Raw genomic sequence first — 16,838 nt, forward strand, 5'->3', positions numbered from 1 at the left:
ATAAATTTATAATAACACAAAAGAAGACGCTTATGTCCTTTATTTTCGCATTCTTTTATATTTTACGCAATCTATTTTTAATTGATTTTTAAGATTCTCTGCATTATAATCATAGAGATTGTCTTTTTACGACATATTATAGAAGAAAAGCAATCAAAAAGTATTCATGAGGTGATTTTTTATAATGATTTCTAAGGATTACACACTTGGCATTGATATTGGATCAACTACTGTTAAAATTGCGCTTTTGGACGCAGATCATAATATCATTTTTTCCGATTATAAAAGACATTTTGCCAATATCCAGGAAACCCTTTCCGATTTATTACAGGAGGCGGTTAAGGTAAGCGGTAATGTTACTCTTCATCCTGTAATCACAGGTTCCGGCGGACTTACATTGGCTAAGCATCTTGAAGTTCCATTCGTACAGGAGGTTATTGCAGTATCTACTTCTCTTAAGGAGCTTGCCCCCAAGACTGATGTAGCTATCGAGCTTGGTGGTGAGGATGCCAAGATAATCTATTTCGAAGGCGGAAACGTTGAACAGCGTATGAATGGTATCTGTGCCGGTGGTACAGGATCCTTTATTGATCAGATGGCAGCTCTTTTACAGACTGATGCCTCCGGTCTTAATGATTATGCCAAAAATTATAATTCTCTCTATACTATTGCAGCTCGCTGCGGTGTATTTGCAAAATCTGATATTCAGCCTCTTATTAACGAAGGTGCAACCAAAGAGGATCTGGCAGCTTCTATATTCCAGGCTGTGGTTAACCAGACTATTTCAGGTCTTGCCTGCGGTAAACCAATCAGAGGACACGTTGCGTTTTTAGGTGGTCCTCTTCACTTCCTTGACCAGCTTAAGGCTTCATTTGTCAGAACCTTGAATCTGGACGAGGAACATACTATCGATACAGACAATTCTCATTTGTTTGCAGCCATTGGATCAGCTCTTAACGCCAAGGAAGAGACTTTCTATACAATGGACGAAATGGTCGGCAAGCTTTCACATAAGATTGTGATGGATGCTGAGGTTTCCAGACTTGATCCTCTTTTCAAAAATGAGGAAGACTACAAGGAATTCAGAAACAGACAGGATCAGTATAAGGTTAAGACAAGAAAGCTTGATTCATACAAGGGTAAGGCTTTCCTTGGAATTGATGCCGGATCAACAACAACTAAGTGTGCTCTTATAAGTGAGGACGGAGATCTTCTTTACTCTTTCTATTCAAGCAATAATGGAAGTCCTCTTAAGACAGCTATATCTTCAATTCAGGAGATTTACAAGCTGATGCCACAGGGCGTAGAGATAGCCAGAGCCTGCTCAACAGGTTACGGCGAAGCTCTTCTTAAATCTGCTCTCCTTCTTGATGATGGCGAAGTCGAGACAATTGCCCACTACAATGCTGCTGCATTCTTTGATCCCGAAGTTGACTGCATCCTTGATATCGGTGGTCAGGATATGAAGTGCATCCATATCAAAAATCAGTCCGTTGATTCCGTTCAGCTCAATGAAGCATGTTCTTCAGGCTGCGGTTCCTTTATTGAGACCTTCGCCAAGTCTCTTGATTATAGTGTTCAGGATTTTGCCAAGGTTGCACTTTACGCAAAATCTCCTGTAGATCTTGGTACAAGATGTACAGTATTTATGAACTCAAGAGTTAAGCAGGCCCAGAAGGAAGGCGCAGATGTTGCCGATATCTCCTCCGGTCTTGCATATTCAGTAATTAAGAATGCTCTTTTCAAGGTTATTAAGGTTTCAGATGCCAAGGATCTTGGAAATCACATCGTTGTTCAGGGTGGTACCTTCTATAACGACGCTGTACTCAGAGCTTTTGAGATTATATCCGGTGCTCAGGCTATTCGCCCTGACATTGCAGGAATCATGGGTGCTTTCGGTGCTGCTCTTATTGCAAGAGATAGATTCTCCGTGACCGAAGGCTATAAAACAACCATGCTCTCTATTGACCAGATCAATAGTCTTGAGTATACAACCAGCATGACTACCTGTCAGGGATGCACCAACCACTGCAGACTTACTGTCAACAAATTTACAGGCGGCCGTCAGCACATTTCCGGTAACAGATGTGAAAGAGGTATCGGTAAAGTAAAAAATGCGGAAGGCATTCCAAACCTTTTCGATTACAAATATAAGAGACTCTTTGGATATGAACCTCTTACAGCTGACAAAGCTCCAAGAGGTACTGTAGGTATTCCAAGAGTACTTAATTTCTACGAAAACTATCCATTCTGGTTTACATTCTTTACAAAGCTTGGTTACAGAGTTGTTCTCTCACCTCGTTCAACTCACCAGATTTACGAGCTTGGTATTGAGTCCATTCCTAGTGAATCAGAGTGTTACCCAGCCAAAATCAGCCACGGTCATATTGAATGGCTGATCAAGCAGAAGGTTGACTTCATCTTCTACCCGGGTCTTTTCTATGAACGTGAAGAAGTTGAAGGTGCAACCAACCATTACAACTGCCCTATCGTTACTTCATATTCAGAGAATATCAAGAACAACGTAGAGGCTATTACGAACGGCGATGTTAAGTTAAGAAACCCATTTATGGCCTTCACATCACTTGAGACTGCTACTACAGCACTTGTTAAGGAGTTCAAAGAAATCCCTGCTGAAGAAATCATTGCTGCAGCTAAGGATGGCTGGGATGAAATGAATAAGGCCAGAAAAGATGTCCAGAAAAAGGGTGAAGAAACCCTTAAGTGGATTGAAGAAAACGGCAAGCATGGTATAGTTCTTGCAGGACGTCCATATCATATTGATCCTGAGATTAATCATGGTATTCCTGATATGATCTGTTCTTATGGTGTAGCTGTTCTTACAGAGGATAGTGTTTCACACCTTGGACACCCTGACAGGCCGCTTATTGTATCCGACCAGTGGATGTATCATTCAAGACTGTATGCGGCAGCAAGCTTTGTAAGAACCAGAGAAGATCTTGACCTTATCCAGCTTAATTCCTTTGGATGTGGTCTGGATGCTGTTACTACCGATCAGGTTAACGACATTCTTTCCGGATCAGATAAGATTTATACCTGCCTCAAAATTGATGAAGTTAACAATCTTGGAAGCGCACGTATCAGAGTTCGTTCTCTTCTTGCAGCTATTCGTGTACGCAAGCAAAAGAATAAAGTAAGAACAATAAATGAGACAGCTAATCACAGAGTACTGTTTACAGAGGATATGCGTAAGAATTACACACTTCTCTGCCCACAGATGTCTCCTATACACTTTGACATTTTAGAGCCGGCCTTTGCAGCTTGCGGTTACAACTTTGTTGTAATGCAAAACGACAACAGACATGCAATTGATATGGGACTTAAGTACGTTAATAATGATGCCTGCTACCCTTCACTTTGGGTTGTTGGACAGATTATGGACGAGCTCCATTCAGGTAAGTATGACCTTAACAGAACTGCTGTCATTATGTCTCAGACAGGTGGCGGATGTCGAGCAACTAACTACGTAGGCTTTATCAGAAGAGCCCTCAAGAAAGCCGGAATGGAACAGATTCCAGTAGTTTCTCTTAACCTTAGTAAGCTGGAGTCTAATCCAGGCTTCCATATTAACTTTGAAATGCTTGAAAGAGCTGCTTACGGCACAGTATTCGGAGATATTTTCATGAGATGTGTTTATAGAATGCGTCCTTATGAAAAGGTTAAGGGTTCCGTAGATGCCTGCCATGAGAAATGGCTTCCTGTTGTAAAAGAATTCGTTACAGCTAAGCACATGTCTTTTATTAAGTTCCAGAGACTGTGCAGACAGATTATCGAAGACTTTGACAGAATTGAAATTACAGATGAAGTTAAACCAAGAGTAGGTGTTGTTGGTGAGATTCTTGTTAAATTTGCTCCTGCAGCCAATAACCATCTTGTTGAACTTTTAGAAGCAGAAGGAGCCGAGGCTGTTGTTCCTGATCTTATTGACTTCATGCTCTACTGCTTCTACAACCAGATTTATAAGGCTGAGGAACTTGGTACCTCCAAGAAGACAGCCAAACTTATGAAAGCATCAATCTGGGCAATAGAGAAACTTCGCAGTGGTGCTTCGAAGGCCTTCGAAAGAAGTGTACACTTCGAGCCACCGACAAGCATTTACAAGCTTGTTGAATATGCAGAGCCTATCGTATCAATCGGTAACCAGACCGGTGAAGGATGGTTCCTGACAGGAGAAATGGTAGAACTTATCAAGGAAGGCGCCACAAATATTGTATGTACACAGCCATTTGGTTGTCTTCCTAACCACGTAGTTGGTAAGGGTGTTATCAAACAGATGCGTCATATGTATCCGGGTTGCAACATTGTTGCTATCGATTACGATCCTGGTGCTTCAGAAGTTAACCAGCTCAACCGAATCAAACTTATGCTCTCTACCGCTCAGCGTAAAGTTGACGAAGAGAAAAAGATAGTATAAAAAGAAAAGTGGCCTTATGGCCACTTTTCTTTTTATCTGGAATGTCTACGATGAGATCTTCTGATTCTCCAGAGGTTTATATAACAAATAAGTGCAAGTACCAGTGCAACGAGTATCACAATGATAAGCTGGAGTACTAGTTTATTAACATTTACCGCTTCGTAAGCTATAGAATACTCAGAGAACTTGTCTGTTCGGAAAGTGATCGTATCCGGATTATAATCAAGGTCTCTTAGGATATCTACTGTACCGTTGTGGTTACGAAGAATACAGTATTCTCTTCCATTCTTTTTGTATTCTTCAGGAATAGGAAGAGTTACAAGAAGCTCTGCTCCTGTTCTTGTTAATACTTCGCTATTACCATTTTCTGATTTCATAATAAAGAAATCAAAGTAACAAAGCGGCTTATAGCCTATCTTGGACTGCATAAGTTTCTTGTTCTTGGCATCAACAGTAGCAGTATTATCTGTAATACTAACATTAAAGAGAATTGGATTTCCGCTAAGTACTGCAATCTTCTCATCATCAGAAAGTGATGCTGAAACAACAGTCTCAAAGTTAATAAGGGATGGATTATCGTAGTAAAGTCCCTGTGTGGTTTCCTGTGTATAAGAAGCAAAGGTATTATTTACAGTAACTTGAAGAGTACCTATCTCGTATGCTTCTTTTAACAGCGCCATCTCAGCATTATCATTAATGAGCTTTCTAACCTGAGCATCATCAAGTCCGTATTTAGCCATAATACTGTTTGACGGAGGCTCGATCTCACCATCAATTACAGCAGGTGTTTCTTCTAGAGGAACAAAAGTATCTTCAATATATGTTTCCCCATCCAGTTCTTCTATTTCTTCCTTAGCTTCTTCTTTAACAACATTCTGTTCAGGAAGTGCACCCTGATTGGCTGTATCTTCATTATATTCTGTCTTTTTAGTCTCCTGCTTTTTGGGAGCTACCGACTGCTGCTTAGAAGTATTATTCTGCTTGGCTGGAGCAGTCTGAATCTTTTCAAAGGTAGCTGTTATTGAATGCCCCTGGCCAATCTTGTTAAAGGTATAACTTCCTGCCTGTCCAATGTTCTTTCCATCTACTGTAACATTCTTTACCGTATAGCCACTATTAGGAACGATCTGATAAGTTACACTTCCGCCTTCAGCCACTACATATTCACCGCTTGGGACTATTGCACCACCCTCATTGGTAATTCCGGATACAAGCTTATAGGTCTTGGCTTCTTTCTTTCTAAAGCTGGCAGTAATATTCAAATCATTTTCAATGTTATTTATAACATATTCGTCATTATAAGAAACTATCTGGCCATTTATTATCCAGCCTGCAAATTCGTAGCCATCATATGCTCTTTGCTTAATTACAACCTTTTTCCCCTTATCATATTTACCTGCACCTTCGTATGTACCAGTATCCTGAGGTGTAACACCAACATAAACGTTGTACTGATTACGAACAAAAACTGCAGTGATATTTCTATCAGAGGTTACATTGTTAAGCTGGATTGAACTAGATGTGCTAAGAGTCTTATTATTTTCTACAAATTCCTTAAAAGCAAATCCTGACTTTGCCTTGGCAGTAATTGTAACTGCACCGCCGCTCTGGATTGTACAACTGTCTGTAACAGTTCCACCATCTGAATTATTTACGATTGTTTTGATATAGCAGGTAGTTCTATTAAACTTAGCAACAATCTTCCTGTCTGAAGTGATGTTGGTCAGATCAAAAGCAGGAGATGTAGAAATCAGATTTGAGCCCTCATACCAGCCGCTAAAACTAAAGTTATTATTTGGTGAAGCAGATACTCTTACAGATCCGCCATTTCTTACCGCACCACCACCGGCAACCGCACCTGCTCCTACAGGATCAGCAGATACGCTAACCATATGATCAACTTGCTGAAGATTTACTATCGCGCTTGCATAATACCTGGAGTCCTGCTTGGATGTTGCAATTACACCTATTGTAGAGGATGTTTCACTTGCATCAACTTTAAGGATTCCATCTGAACTAATACTTGTTTTATTTGTATTATTTCCTGTAATTGACCAGTTTACTTTAGAATCATAATTGTTACCGCCGGTAACTTTAGCTGTAAATTGGTATGATTTTCCGCAAGGCAGCGTAATGTTTGAAGGAATTATCTCTACGCTTGTAATATACGGAGCATTCTTTTTAATGGTCATAGTAACAGTAACTTTAACCCTGTGATGCTGCCTTATATCATCACCTGAATAAAAAACGTAATAAGCGGAATACTCACCTTCAGGAAGATCTGTATATGCAGTTATATAAAATGGAACCTGTGAACCGGGAACTGTATTAAGATCGCCACCGGGCGCTATCTCAAGTTCAAAGGCTGTAGATGGATCATACTCATCCCAGGTAAGGAAGAATGCATTATCACCTGTGTTGACAATACTGAATCTTTGGTAATCAACATAATCATTCTGGTATACTGTTCCAAATTTAAGATTCGGAGTGTAACAGGTAAGATCGTAATCAAAAGGATCAGGTTCAGAACTCTGCTGTGGAGTATCAGTATTCTCTGTTCCATCTGATGAGCCACTATCGCCATTATTGTTATTCACATCAGGCTCCTGAGGTTCTTCCAGCGCAGGATCCGGCTCTACATACTGTTCCATAGAATATTCGTCGATTTGAAAATCTGAACTATTATAGCTTTCCCCTTCATCAGCCTCGACTAAAAGTAAAATACCGCCATTATCTCTAGCATATACCACGCACAACTGAAGAGTACAAACAGCTGTAAGAAGCAGGCAAATGGCTAAAACAATGGCGTTTACCCTAACAAAGAAATTCTTTTTCATTATATTCCCTCCTCATCGAAATAAAACTTCACTCTCCTATGATAACATTTATAAATGCACTAAATTATAAAAAAATCCTGAAAGTTTTTTAGCTTTCAGGATTTTTATACGAATATGAAATTAAATTGGAAATTTATTCTGTTGCTGTTTTGGCAGATACTATATTTTTAACCAATGCATCCATTGACGTATCTGTGTAAGATTGTCCATTAATATCAGCAAAGAAATTAATCTTTCCATCCTTACCAAGACGGATTCCAAAATTGGAAATCTCATCTTTATCATCGGTATTTTCACCGATCTTTTGGTTCAGATCAGATATCTTATTCATAGCATCATCAATCTGTCCCATCAGCTTATCTTTAGCCTCCTTATCTTTTGGATCGTCAGAAGCAAGAAGCTTCATCTCATCCTCAGATAAGATAATACTGTACTCCAGATCTCCGCCAATCTGAGACAAATCATCATTAGGTCCTGCTACGAATACATCGGCATTGTCATATTTCTTTTGCAAAAGATCTACAACCTTGCCATACATCTCAACTTCCGGCGAAAACTCAACCTTGGCGCTCTCGCCAAATTTACTAGCCACACTGGAAGCCTTCTTTTCTGCTGTATCTTTTCCCGGGCCTCTGATCTTGTTACCAGCCACCCTGTCTCTGGAGTTGTCAACACCACGATACAGGCTGCTAATGTTACCATTAACGTTATTAGCCATAGCTTTCCTCCTTGAATAATACACGTAGAATCCTTTCTACGGGACAAAACACCATAAGGACATACTATTCCATTACAGTTTTCCTTATACTTAAGTTCACCGTAACATCCCAGAAGGCAAATAACAATTAAAACTTTATTAAATTAAACCCTAAACGAAAAAAACTTCCAGATAAAAAAGTTTATCTGGAAGTAAAATTTCAATATATCAAAAAAGCCTTATTTTCTCTGAAACTCAAAGTCTTCAACATACTGAGTAATGAACTTAACAGTACCCTCAATTCCAAGAATGCTGGAATTGATAGAAAGATCATAGCTGTCAGCTCTTCCCCACTTCTTGGATGAGTAATAATTGTAGTAGCTCTGACGCTGCTTGTCCTTTTTGCTCATCATATCTCTGGCCTGATCATCAGTCTTAACATCTGCAAAGCGCTCTTTAATTCGCTTGATCTTAGTCTCTTCATCAGCATGAATAAAGATATTAAGAACATTATCAAAGTCACTCAGAGCATAATCTGCGCAACGTCCAACAATTACGCATGGACCTTCTTCAGCAATTTTCTTGATTGTATCAAACTGAGCAAGGAAAACCTTATGGCTGATAGGCATATCAACAAAGCTTGAAGCATTATAGCCAAAAGAATATGTATCCATTACCAGGTTATACAAAAATGAATTCGTGGGTCTCTCGTCATGGTTCTGGATCATTTCTTCGCAAAATCCGCTTTCCTTGGCAGCTCTGCTAAGAAGCTCTTTATCATAGCATTTAATGCCATAATTCTTGGCCAGCATCTCGCCGATTTCTCTTCCTCCGGATCCAAACTGTCGTCCAATCGTAATAATTGTATTCATACACTCACCCCTTTTATCTCAATAAGAAAGCCTTTTCTTTATTTTAACTTATTTAAGAACATTCAGCAAATGATTAAAATACTCAGGTAGAGGCGCATCAGTCTCTACATACTGACCACTGGAGGGATGAACAAATCCCAAAGTCTTGGCATGAAGGCACTGGCCCTGCGTTTTAAACTTAGAATGTCTTCCGCCGGCGTATACTTCGTCCCCGAGAAGCGGATGTCCAATATGTGCCATATGAACCCTTATCTGATGAGTTCTGCCTGTCTGAAGCTTACATTCAATATAGGTAAATCCGTCCTCCGGAAATCTCTTAAGCACCTTATAATGTGTAGATGCATATTTTCCATTAGGAACCACAGCCATCTTCTTGCGGTCAGTAGTACTTCTTCCTATGGGAGCTGTTATATCTCCTTCGTCATCCCCTAGAACACCATAACAGATAGCATGATAAACTCTGTTTATGGAATGATCCTTAAGCTGCTGAGCAATTTCCTTGTGAGCATTATCATTCTTACAGATAATTACAGAACCTGTAGTGTCTTTATCAATTCTATGAACAATTCCCGGCCTCATAACACCATTTATACCGGAAAGATTGTCCTTACAGTGGTACATAATGGCATTAACCAAGGTGTCTGTGTAATGCCCTGCTGCAGGGTGAACCACCATATCCTTGGGCTTATTGACCACAACTACATCTCCATCCTCATATATGATATCCAAAGGGATGTCTTGAGGAAGAATCTGGGGTATTTCAACAGGTGGTATCTCCATGACAATCTCATCGTTTTCAGACACATGATAACTGGCCTTCACCACTTTACCATTACAGGAAACCTTCTTGTCATCAATAAGCTTTTTGATATAGGTTCTGGATAAGGAATCTATAAGCTCACTGATAAGCTTATCAATTCGCATTCCATCGTATTCATCTGTAACCAGAAATTCAAATAACTCACTTTTTTGATCCATTATTAAATTCCCTAAATTTGTTGTGCTGTCTAAAACTCAGGAAGTTAAAATCACTTTCCTTGTAATAGAACAGGAATAAAAAGACAAATACAAATGTGGCAACAGTTACATAAATATCAGCGACATTGAATATTGGAAAGTTGATAATGACAAAGTAAATAAAATCAACAACATAGTCGTTCTTAACTCTGTCAATCATATTTCCGGCAGCACCACTTGCAATAAATACAAGCAGTATGTGTAATATGTCATACTTTTTATCATCAGGAAGTCTGAATAATACATAGGCAATAATAAAAAGAATAAGTATTGCCACCAGAACAAAGAATACCTTCTGATTCTGAAGCATACCAAAGGCTGCACCTGAATTCTTGAGGAAGTTAAGCTCTAATACTCCGTTTATAATATTAAAAGCAGGTTTGTCCTGAAGGTGAACCACTGCAAGATGCTTGGTAAACTGATCCAAAAATACTAAAAGCACAATAAGAAGGGCATCTACTGCCAAAAAAATCTTCTTTTTCTTAGAAATCTTATTCATGAAACCATGTTCCTTTACTTAGTCATTGTTCTCGATATAGATAATTTCTTCAAGAGCTTTCCTCATCTCATCTTCTGAGACATCAGTACTGATAAATGCCTTACCAATACCCTTAAGCAAAATAAATCTAATTTTATTGCTGTCCGCTTTTTTATCAGATTTAGTAAGCTCAATTACTTCATCTGCATTAACATTCTCAATAGAAATAGGAAGATTGAACGGAACAAACATATCTCTTATCTCATAATACTCTTCCATAGAGATAAGCTCTTTTTTCCAGGAAATAAAAGCTGCAGCCACACAGCCAAGAGCAACACATTCGCCATGGTAAAGCTTAAATTCCTTGGACTTTTCAATAGCATGCCCAAGAGTATGGCCAAAGTTAAGAAGCGCTCTGTCACCCTTTTCTGTAGGATCCTTTTCTACAACAGCCTTCTTGATTTCGCAGCTGTGCTTAACCATTTCCATGGTTACTTCAGGATCTTTATCACTAATTTCGTACATGTTCTCGATAAGCCATGAGTAGAAATTCTGATCCTTAATAAGCCCATGTTTCATTACTTCTGCAAAGCCGGAAGCAAATTGTCTGTCACTCAAAGTATTAAGTGTAGAAATATTTGTATATACAAGACGAGGCATATAGAAAGCACCTACCATGTTCTTGTAACCATTATAATCAACACCGGTTTTACCGCCAATACTACTGTCAGTCTGTGCCAAAAGTGTTGTTGGAACCTGAATATAAGCAATTCCTCTAAGATATGTGGAAGCTGTAAAACCTGTCATATCACCAACTACGCCGCCACCAAGTGCAATCAGAAGGTCATGTCTATCAAAATGATTTTCAATAAGAAAAGCATATATCTTATAAATCTGATCCAGATTCTTGTTTTCTTCACCTGCTGGAATTTCATAAGTAAACAGGTTATCAGAAACCTTGCAAAGTACTTTGCTTACTTCCTCTGCATAAAGAGGTTTTACATTGCTGTCAGTGACAATCAGTATTTTTCTTCCTTCAAAACCAAGTTCGGAAACGTATGAAGAAAGGCTTTCAAAATTAGTATCAAAAACAATGTCATAGCAAGGCTTCTTGTCATAGTTAATTGTTAAAACTTCACTCATTATAAATTCTCCGTAATCATTATATCTTTATACACCTAAAAAGGCTGTTGACCATTAATCAAAATGTCAACAGCCTGGTATTCAAATTATATCAGTTAATCTGCTGTGGGCCATCAATGGAACCGCCGCCGAAAGCTCCGAGCATAGACTGAAAATCACCTGAAATATCAACAGAAGCAGGTGTAATAATAAATATGTATCTTGAAATCTTCTGCAGATTACCTGAAATAGCGTAAGTAGAACCTGATGTGAAATCAATGATTCTCTGAGCTATATCTACATCTAAGCCCTCAAGATTAAGTACTACTGTGCGATTTGCAAGAAGTGTATCTGTGATTTCTCTTCCATCTTCTACTGAAGTAGGTTTGATAACACAAACTTCCATTCCTGCGCCGCTCATAGCCTTCTTAGATCTGGCAGGCACAACCTTAGGTGCAAGCTTTTTGGTCTTCTCTTCAGGTATTTCTATGCTTGGATCATCTTTTCCGATTGGAGCAGAACTATTAATAGATTCAATCTTGGATGTGGCATTATCATAGCTATCATCGTAGTCATCATAGTAACCACTATCGTCATCCCCATTAAGCTGAATTGCTTTTAAAAACTTATCCATTACGCTCATACCAATTTACTCCTCGTAACTATTTCTCCAACAAAACCTCATATTATTTTAACGTAATATTACGCAAAATGTCAAATTTAAAGCCCTAAATTTCACTCTCCTGACTCAGAAATTTCTTCGGTGGAAGAATCCTCCAAAGAAATTTCCTCTGAAGAAGTCATATCCTCACCGGATTCCTCTTCTAAAGAATAATCATCAGTACTACTTTCATATGATCCTACGGAAGCCGCATTATTGGAATTCGTACTATTAACAGCTTCATTATCCTGATTCTTGTCACCGTTGTCATCTACAGCGGCAACATCAAGAACAATATAATCATATACGCTAAGGCCATACATAGTATTGGACTTAACTATCGAATACTCATCATTCTGATAAAGAATTCGTATCTGCCTGAAATCTGGATAACCTTTATTGATGTTATAAACTCCAACCAAAGTATCCTGTTTACCAACAGCAAATCTCTCATTGGAATCGGGCATGATCAAGATGTCTCCAGATCTAAGAGCATCCATATTAACAAAGTATTCTGTATCATTTTCATTGTAAACTGTAATATTTACAAATTCAGAAGTCTCATTACCCTGTTCATCATACTTATCACGAAGAACTCCGGCAGTGTTATCGTTATTTTTGATAACATATGCCTTAGGAATCAAATAAAAACTCTTATTGGAAATAGACGAATTTGGAATTTTAAGTCCCTTCTCATCCTCAGTAATAAGCTCCACATTCAAAATTCTGTCTCTGCAGAAGGTTATCATTGAGTTTGTAAAAGTAAGGACCACAAAGGTATCCCCCTCAAGGTTAGTCGCAGTGGATACCTTGCCCCAGGATTCATTCTGATTTTTGAGGAATCTGACTTTTATGTAGCCCCTGTCAACCATTTCCTGAACCTTATCAGGATCTTCTTCATGAATAACAATGGACCATTCTTCATTGGTACATAATTTATATACCGGATCACCGGCCTTAACCAACGCATTATTGATAAGCTGATTCTTAGAATATGTGGCCATGTCGAACATATCAAGCTTAAGATCCGATGGCAAGAGTGTTTCGTAACCATCAGTAGAATAAATAACAATTCCTGTATTTGCAGCATATTTATAGTTTATGGACTGAAGAGCGGCACTGCTGGCATTAAGAGAACTGATATTGTTCAATATGGAATTATTTGAAAGCTTTTGAGCTGTGCCATCAAGGCCAACCTTGAAATCATATACAGTATAAAAATCATGTTCATCAAAAGAAGATCTGAAATCAACAATCTGAGAACGAAGTTCACTGAGATCATCATCACTAAGGAAAACATCATCTGTTCCCTGGGATTTAAGAAATTCAAGAAGCTGTCCTGACTCATCCACTGTATAAACAAGATTTCCTACAGCAACTCTTCCGCCCTCGGCAGCAAAATAGTTAACATATCCGGCTGTATCACTTTCAACAATCTGCTCATTACGAAGAGCTACCGCATCGTAAATATTATTAGTTGAAAGAGCTCCTTCCTTAACCTCATAGCCGACAATATGCTCTTTTCTGAAATAAGAAATAACACTAATAATGATGTATATGGCTATTACTGCAAAAAACACAACACCAATATTAATATTATTTAGATTTTTGGGATATTTAGTTATTTTTTGGCGTTTACCCTCTGCCATTTTCCCCTAACCTTTTCATACACATTTTTTCAAAAGATAAGCCGCGGTTGTCCGCGGCTTATCATAATTCTCATATCACAGAAAATTATCAAAGAGAAATAACGATCTTTGATTTAACGGATTCTGGAACTTCTGCCTCATCCATTGAAAGGCTAAGTACAAAATCAATATTGAACTTCTCGGAAAGCTTTTCAAGTTTATCTATAGTCTCTGTAATATCCTGGTCTTCAAGGCAGGAAATCTTAAGGAAACTATCAAAATACATCTGCTGGAGATCATGGTCTTGAGAAATAATACCACTTACGAAACCAATGAATTCATCGGCATTTGAGATCATAAAATCTGATACAACAATTAAACGAATCTTGTTATTAAGCTCATACATGTGCTTGGTGTTCTTATCGAGAAAGGCAATGCTACCGAGAACATTCTTAACCTCAGTATTTACCTTATCCAATAAGCATTTGGTCTTTCCTTTTCCCTTTTTCCCAACAATTAACTGAACCATTGGCATACCCTCCTGCAAGCAAGAATTTATTGATGTATTAATTATAAGTTATCGATAGACAAAAGACAACCTTAATTAACGATTTCCTTCAACAATTGTGCCATGTCATTATAAAGTGTTCCGGTGTCTGTATCCCGCATGATTACTGAGATGTAAGGATTTCCTGCAGTATCTCTCGCAAGTAGAATCAGACAATGTCCTGCAGCCTGAGTAGTACCTGTTTTACCTCCGATAACAGTAACTCCGGAAGGGGACGTAGCATTACCTGTCAAAAAGCCATTAGTACTTGAAATTTCTACATCTTTGGAAGCACCTGACGCATCAAGATATGATGTAGTGTAGTTATTCATATTGATAATTTCACTGAAAGTATCATACTGCATAGCAGCATTAAAGATCAGGTACATATCATACGCTGTAACATAGTGCTCATCACTGGTAAGGCCATGAGGATTCTCAAAGTGTGAATTAGTGGCTCCGATTGCATAAGCCTCTTTATTCATGATATTAACAAATTCTTCTATTGATCCGCCAATATTAGAAGCAATCAGGTTTGCAACGTCATTGGCTGAATAAATAAGAAGAATGCGAAGAGCCTGATCCAGTGTAAGTCTATCACCCTCTTTGAGGTTGATTTTCTGAGCACCGCTCTCAGTAACATAAACATCTTTTCCGGCTACAAGAACCTGATCAAGACTTCCGTACTTAAGCGCCACGTACGCCGTCATCACCTTGGTAAGACTAGCAGGCATAACTCTTTCATTAACATTCTGAGCAAAAAGAGTTTCTCTCCTTGTAAGGTCAAAAAGTCCAGCACTGACTGTGTCTGTTATTGAAGAATCTGAATTTCCTATGTCGGTATTGACCACACACAGCTCAGATGCATAGGTTGGATAATAAGTAGAATACTTATCATCAGACAAAAAAGAATTAACGGAATATCCGGCTGCGTATGACGCACCCACACATCCCGTTAGATTTGAAATTATAAATATCAAAGAAGCTATTACCCCAATAGCTTTATTTGTACATTTCACGCCACTCAAGGTCCCCTCTGTCAAGTGATTTGATTAAAAGTTCTGCTGAAGCCAGATTAGTAGCCACAGGAATATTATGCATATCACAAAGTGTCATAACATTGTTGACATCAGGTTCGTGAGATTTAACTGTGAGAGGATCTCTAAGGAAAATTACAAGATCGATCTCATTATGTTCAATAGCTGCTCCAAGCTGTTGTGCACCACCAAGATGGCCTGCAAGATACTTGTGAACAGATAAATTAGTTACTTCCTCAATAAGTCTTCCGGTTGTACCGGTAGCAAATAAATCGTTTTTACTAAGGATTCCTCTGTATGCGATACAGAAATTCTGCATAAGTTTTTTCTTGGCGTCATGTGCTATAAGTGCTATATTCATTTAACTTATACCCTCCCCAAATTATACTTGTTACTCTGAAGTCTTACATTTAATACAAAGCCAATTCCCATATAGGAACTAAGAAGTGATGTCAAACCATAACTTACAAAAGGAAGCGGAATTCCGGTATTAGGGATAACTCCGGTTGCAACACCGATATTAATAAATCCCTGAAATCCAATCCATGCTCCAACACCTGCTGCAATTATCTCACCTGCTCTATTTCTTGCCTTCATGGATATCATAAAACACTCCACAGATATAGCAAGAACCAGCATAACAACAATACAGGCACCTACAAATCCAAACTCTTCTCCGATAACAGTGAAAATAAAGTCTGTGGGTGATTCTGAAATGAAACCACCATTTAGAACAGAACTGATCTCATTAGTGTTGTATCCCTTACCATAAAGCTGTCCTGATCCGATAGCCATCATAGAGTTAAGAGTCTGATATGCATCGGAATTGGCATAATCCTCAGGATGAAGCCAGGCTAAGATACGTCTCTGCTGATATTCATGTAGAAGACTACTCTCTCCCTGTACTGCATTATAAATAACGAACAAGACTGATGGAATCGATACCGAAAGAACAGCTACGACAATCTTCCAGCTTATCCCTGCTACGAACATGATGGAACAAAAGATCATCATAACCATAATACAGGTAGAAAGGTCCGGCTGCATTGCAATCAGTCCCAAAGGCAACGCCAGAAGCGCCAGACATATAAGGACAAAGCCAAAGTTTTTGATTCGGTCCTTATATTTCATAATAAACTGAGCATAAAATAAAATCAATAATATTTTAGCCGCCTCTGAAGGCTGAAAGGTAATGCCAAAAAGGTTAATCCATCTCTGGGCGCCGTTTGTACTACTACCAAGAGGCGATAGTACAAGGGCCAAAAGAACTGCATTAGCAATATAAAACAATATATATAGCTTAACAATGAGCAAATAATCCAGAAGCGAAATAAACACCATCATCACTACTCCAAGAGCAAATCCTGCTATCTGCTTGTTCTTGGAACCCGGATCAGCTGAATTGATAGCCATTATTCCTATTGTGGTAAGCGCCATGACCATGATTACAAGAGCAAAGTCGTAATCAATGATCCTATATTTTTTAATCATTCAAATATATCTCCAT

At 38.6% G+C, this 16,838-nt stretch carries 13 protein-coding genes; 1 reads left to right on the forward strand and 12 read right to left on the reverse strand.

Annotated features, from left to right (window positions below; all coding sequences use genetic code 11):
* Positions 1-184: 184 nt before the first annotated feature.
* A complete protein-coding gene (locus G613_RS0108060; protein WP_029232180.1) occupies positions 185-4,435 on the forward strand; it encodes a 2-hydroxyacyl-CoA dehydratase in 4,251 nt (1,416 codons plus the stop codon).
* Between the two features lie 32 nt (positions 4,436-4,467).
* Here G613_RS0108060 and G613_RS0108065 read toward each other — a convergent pair whose 3' ends face one another.
* The 12 genes from G613_RS0108065 to G613_RS0108120 all read right to left on the reverse strand — a co-directional run bounded on the left by G613_RS0108065 (position 4,468) and on the right by G613_RS0108120 (position 16,822).
* Positions 4,468-7,272: an InlB B-repeat-containing protein gene (locus tag G613_RS0108065; RefSeq protein WP_029232181.1), complete on the reverse strand. Its 2,805-nt coding sequence runs from the start codon at positions 7,270-7,272 to the stop codon at positions 4,468-4,470.
* A 133-nt stretch (positions 7,273-7,405) separates the two neighbouring features.
* The gene (locus G613_RS0108070; RefSeq protein ID WP_029232182.1) at positions 7,406-7,990 is read right to left on the reverse strand and encodes a DUF6033 family protein; all 585 of its coding nucleotides are present in this window, start codon (positions 7,988-7,990) and stop codon (positions 7,406-7,408) included.
* 218 nt (positions 7,991-8,208) lie between these two features.
* Positions 8,209-8,841 carry an AAA family ATPase gene (locus tag G613_RS0108075; protein WP_029232183.1) on the reverse strand — a complete coding sequence of 211 codons (633 nt, stop codon included), beginning with the start codon at positions 8,839-8,841 and terminating at the stop codon, positions 8,209-8,211.
* Positions 8,842-8,889: 48 nt separating this feature from the next.
* Positions 8,890-9,819 (reverse strand): RluA family pseudouridine synthase, encoded by a 930-nt coding sequence (locus tag G613_RS0108080; protein WP_029232184.1) that lies wholly within the window; start codon positions 9,817-9,819, stop codon positions 8,890-8,892.
* A complete protein-coding gene (lspA, locus tag G613_RS0108085; protein WP_081647822.1) occupies positions 9,803-10,357 on the reverse strand; it encodes a signal peptidase II in 555 nt (184 codons plus the stop codon). The genes G613_RS0108080 and lspA overlap by 17 nt, the downstream gene beginning before the upstream one ends.
* Before the next feature lie 18 nt (positions 10,358-10,375).
* Complete coding sequence (gene aroB, locus G613_RS0108090; protein ID WP_029232186.1) at positions 10,376-11,479, reverse strand: 3-dehydroquinate synthase; 1,104 nt, start codon at positions 11,477-11,479, stop codon at positions 10,376-10,378.
* 91 nt (positions 11,480-11,570) lie between these two features.
* On the reverse strand, positions 11,571-12,101 hold the full coding sequence (locus G613_RS0108095) for a cell division protein SepF (protein ID WP_029232187.1): 531 nt from the start codon (positions 12,099-12,101) through the stop codon (positions 11,571-11,573).
* 92 nt (positions 12,102-12,193) lie between these two features.
* On the reverse strand, positions 12,194-13,768 hold the full coding sequence (locus G613_RS0108100) for an HlyD family efflux transporter periplasmic adaptor subunit (RefSeq protein WP_029232188.1): 1,575 nt from the start codon (positions 13,766-13,768) through the stop codon (positions 12,194-12,196).
* A gap of 88 nt (positions 13,769-13,856) precedes the next feature.
* The gene (locus G613_RS0108105; protein WP_029232189.1) at positions 13,857-14,276 is read right to left on the reverse strand and encodes a hypothetical protein; all 420 of its coding nucleotides are present in this window, start codon (positions 14,274-14,276) and stop codon (positions 13,857-13,859) included.
* A gap of 71 nt (positions 14,277-14,347) precedes the next feature.
* A complete protein-coding gene (locus tag G613_RS0108110) occupies positions 14,348-15,313 on the reverse strand; it encodes a D-alanyl-D-alanine carboxypeptidase family protein (RefSeq protein ID WP_029232190.1) in 966 nt (321 codons plus the stop codon).
* Positions 15,297-15,692 carry a methylglyoxal synthase gene (mgsA, locus tag G613_RS0108115; RefSeq protein WP_029232191.1) on the reverse strand — a complete coding sequence of 132 codons (396 nt, stop codon included), beginning with the start codon at positions 15,690-15,692 and terminating at the stop codon, positions 15,297-15,299. The genes G613_RS0108110 and mgsA overlap by 17 nt, the downstream gene beginning before the upstream one ends.
* A 5-nt stretch (positions 15,693-15,697) precedes the next feature.
* The gene (locus G613_RS0108120) at positions 15,698-16,822 is read right to left on the reverse strand and encodes an FtsW/RodA/SpoVE family cell cycle protein (RefSeq protein WP_029232192.1); all 1,125 of its coding nucleotides are present in this window, start codon (positions 16,820-16,822) and stop codon (positions 15,698-15,700) included.
* Between the last annotated feature and the right edge of the window lie 16 nt (positions 16,823-16,838).

It is taken from the genome of Butyrivibrio sp. VCB2006, assembly GCF_000420945.1.
Taxonomy (GTDB): domain Bacteria; phylum Bacillota; class Clostridia; order Lachnospirales; family Lachnospiraceae; genus Butyrivibrio.

Bases quoted from the DNA above. Each gene is read 5' to 3' on its own strand.
- G613_RS0108060 (WP_029232180.1), top strand. From the start codon at position 185: ATGATTTCTAAGGATTACACACTTGGCATTGATATTGGATCAACTACT.
- G613_RS0108065 (WP_029232181.1), bottom strand. From the start codon at position 7,272: ATGAAAAAGAATTTCTTTGTTAGGGTAAACGCCATTGTTTTAGCCATT.
- G613_RS0108070 (WP_029232182.1), bottom strand. From the start codon at position 7,990: ATGGCTAATAACGTTAATGGTAACATTAGCAGCCTGTATCGTGGTGTT.
- G613_RS0108075 (WP_029232183.1), bottom strand. From the start codon at position 8,841: ATGAATACAATTATTACGATTGGACGACAGTTTGGATCCGGAGGAAGA.
- G613_RS0108080 (WP_029232184.1), bottom strand. From the start codon at position 9,819: ATGGATCAAAAAAGTGAGTTATTTGAATTTCTGGTTACAGATGAATAC.
- lspA (WP_081647822.1), bottom strand. From the start codon at position 10,357: ATGAATAAGATTTCTAAGAAAAAGAAGATTTTTTTGGCAGTAGATGCC.
- aroB (WP_029232186.1), bottom strand. From the start codon at position 11,479: ATGAGTGAAGTTTTAACAATTAACTATGACAAGAAGCCTTGCTATGAC.
- G613_RS0108095 (WP_029232187.1), bottom strand. From the start codon at position 12,101: ATGAGCGTAATGGATAAGTTTTTAAAAGCAATTCAGCTTAATGGGGAT.
- G613_RS0108100 (WP_029232188.1), bottom strand. From the start codon at position 13,768: ATGGCAGAGGGTAAACGCCAAAAAATAACTAAATATCCCAAAAATCTA.
- G613_RS0108105 (WP_029232189.1), bottom strand. From the start codon at position 14,276: ATGGTTCAGTTAATTGTTGGGAAAAAGGGAAAAGGAAAGACCAAATGC.
- mgsA (WP_029232191.1), bottom strand. From the start codon at position 15,692: ATGAATATAGCACTTATAGCACATGACGCCAAGAAAAAACTTATGCAG.
- G613_RS0108120 (WP_029232192.1), bottom strand. From the start codon at position 16,822: ATGATTAAAAAATATAGGATCATTGATTACGACTTTGCTCTTGTAATC.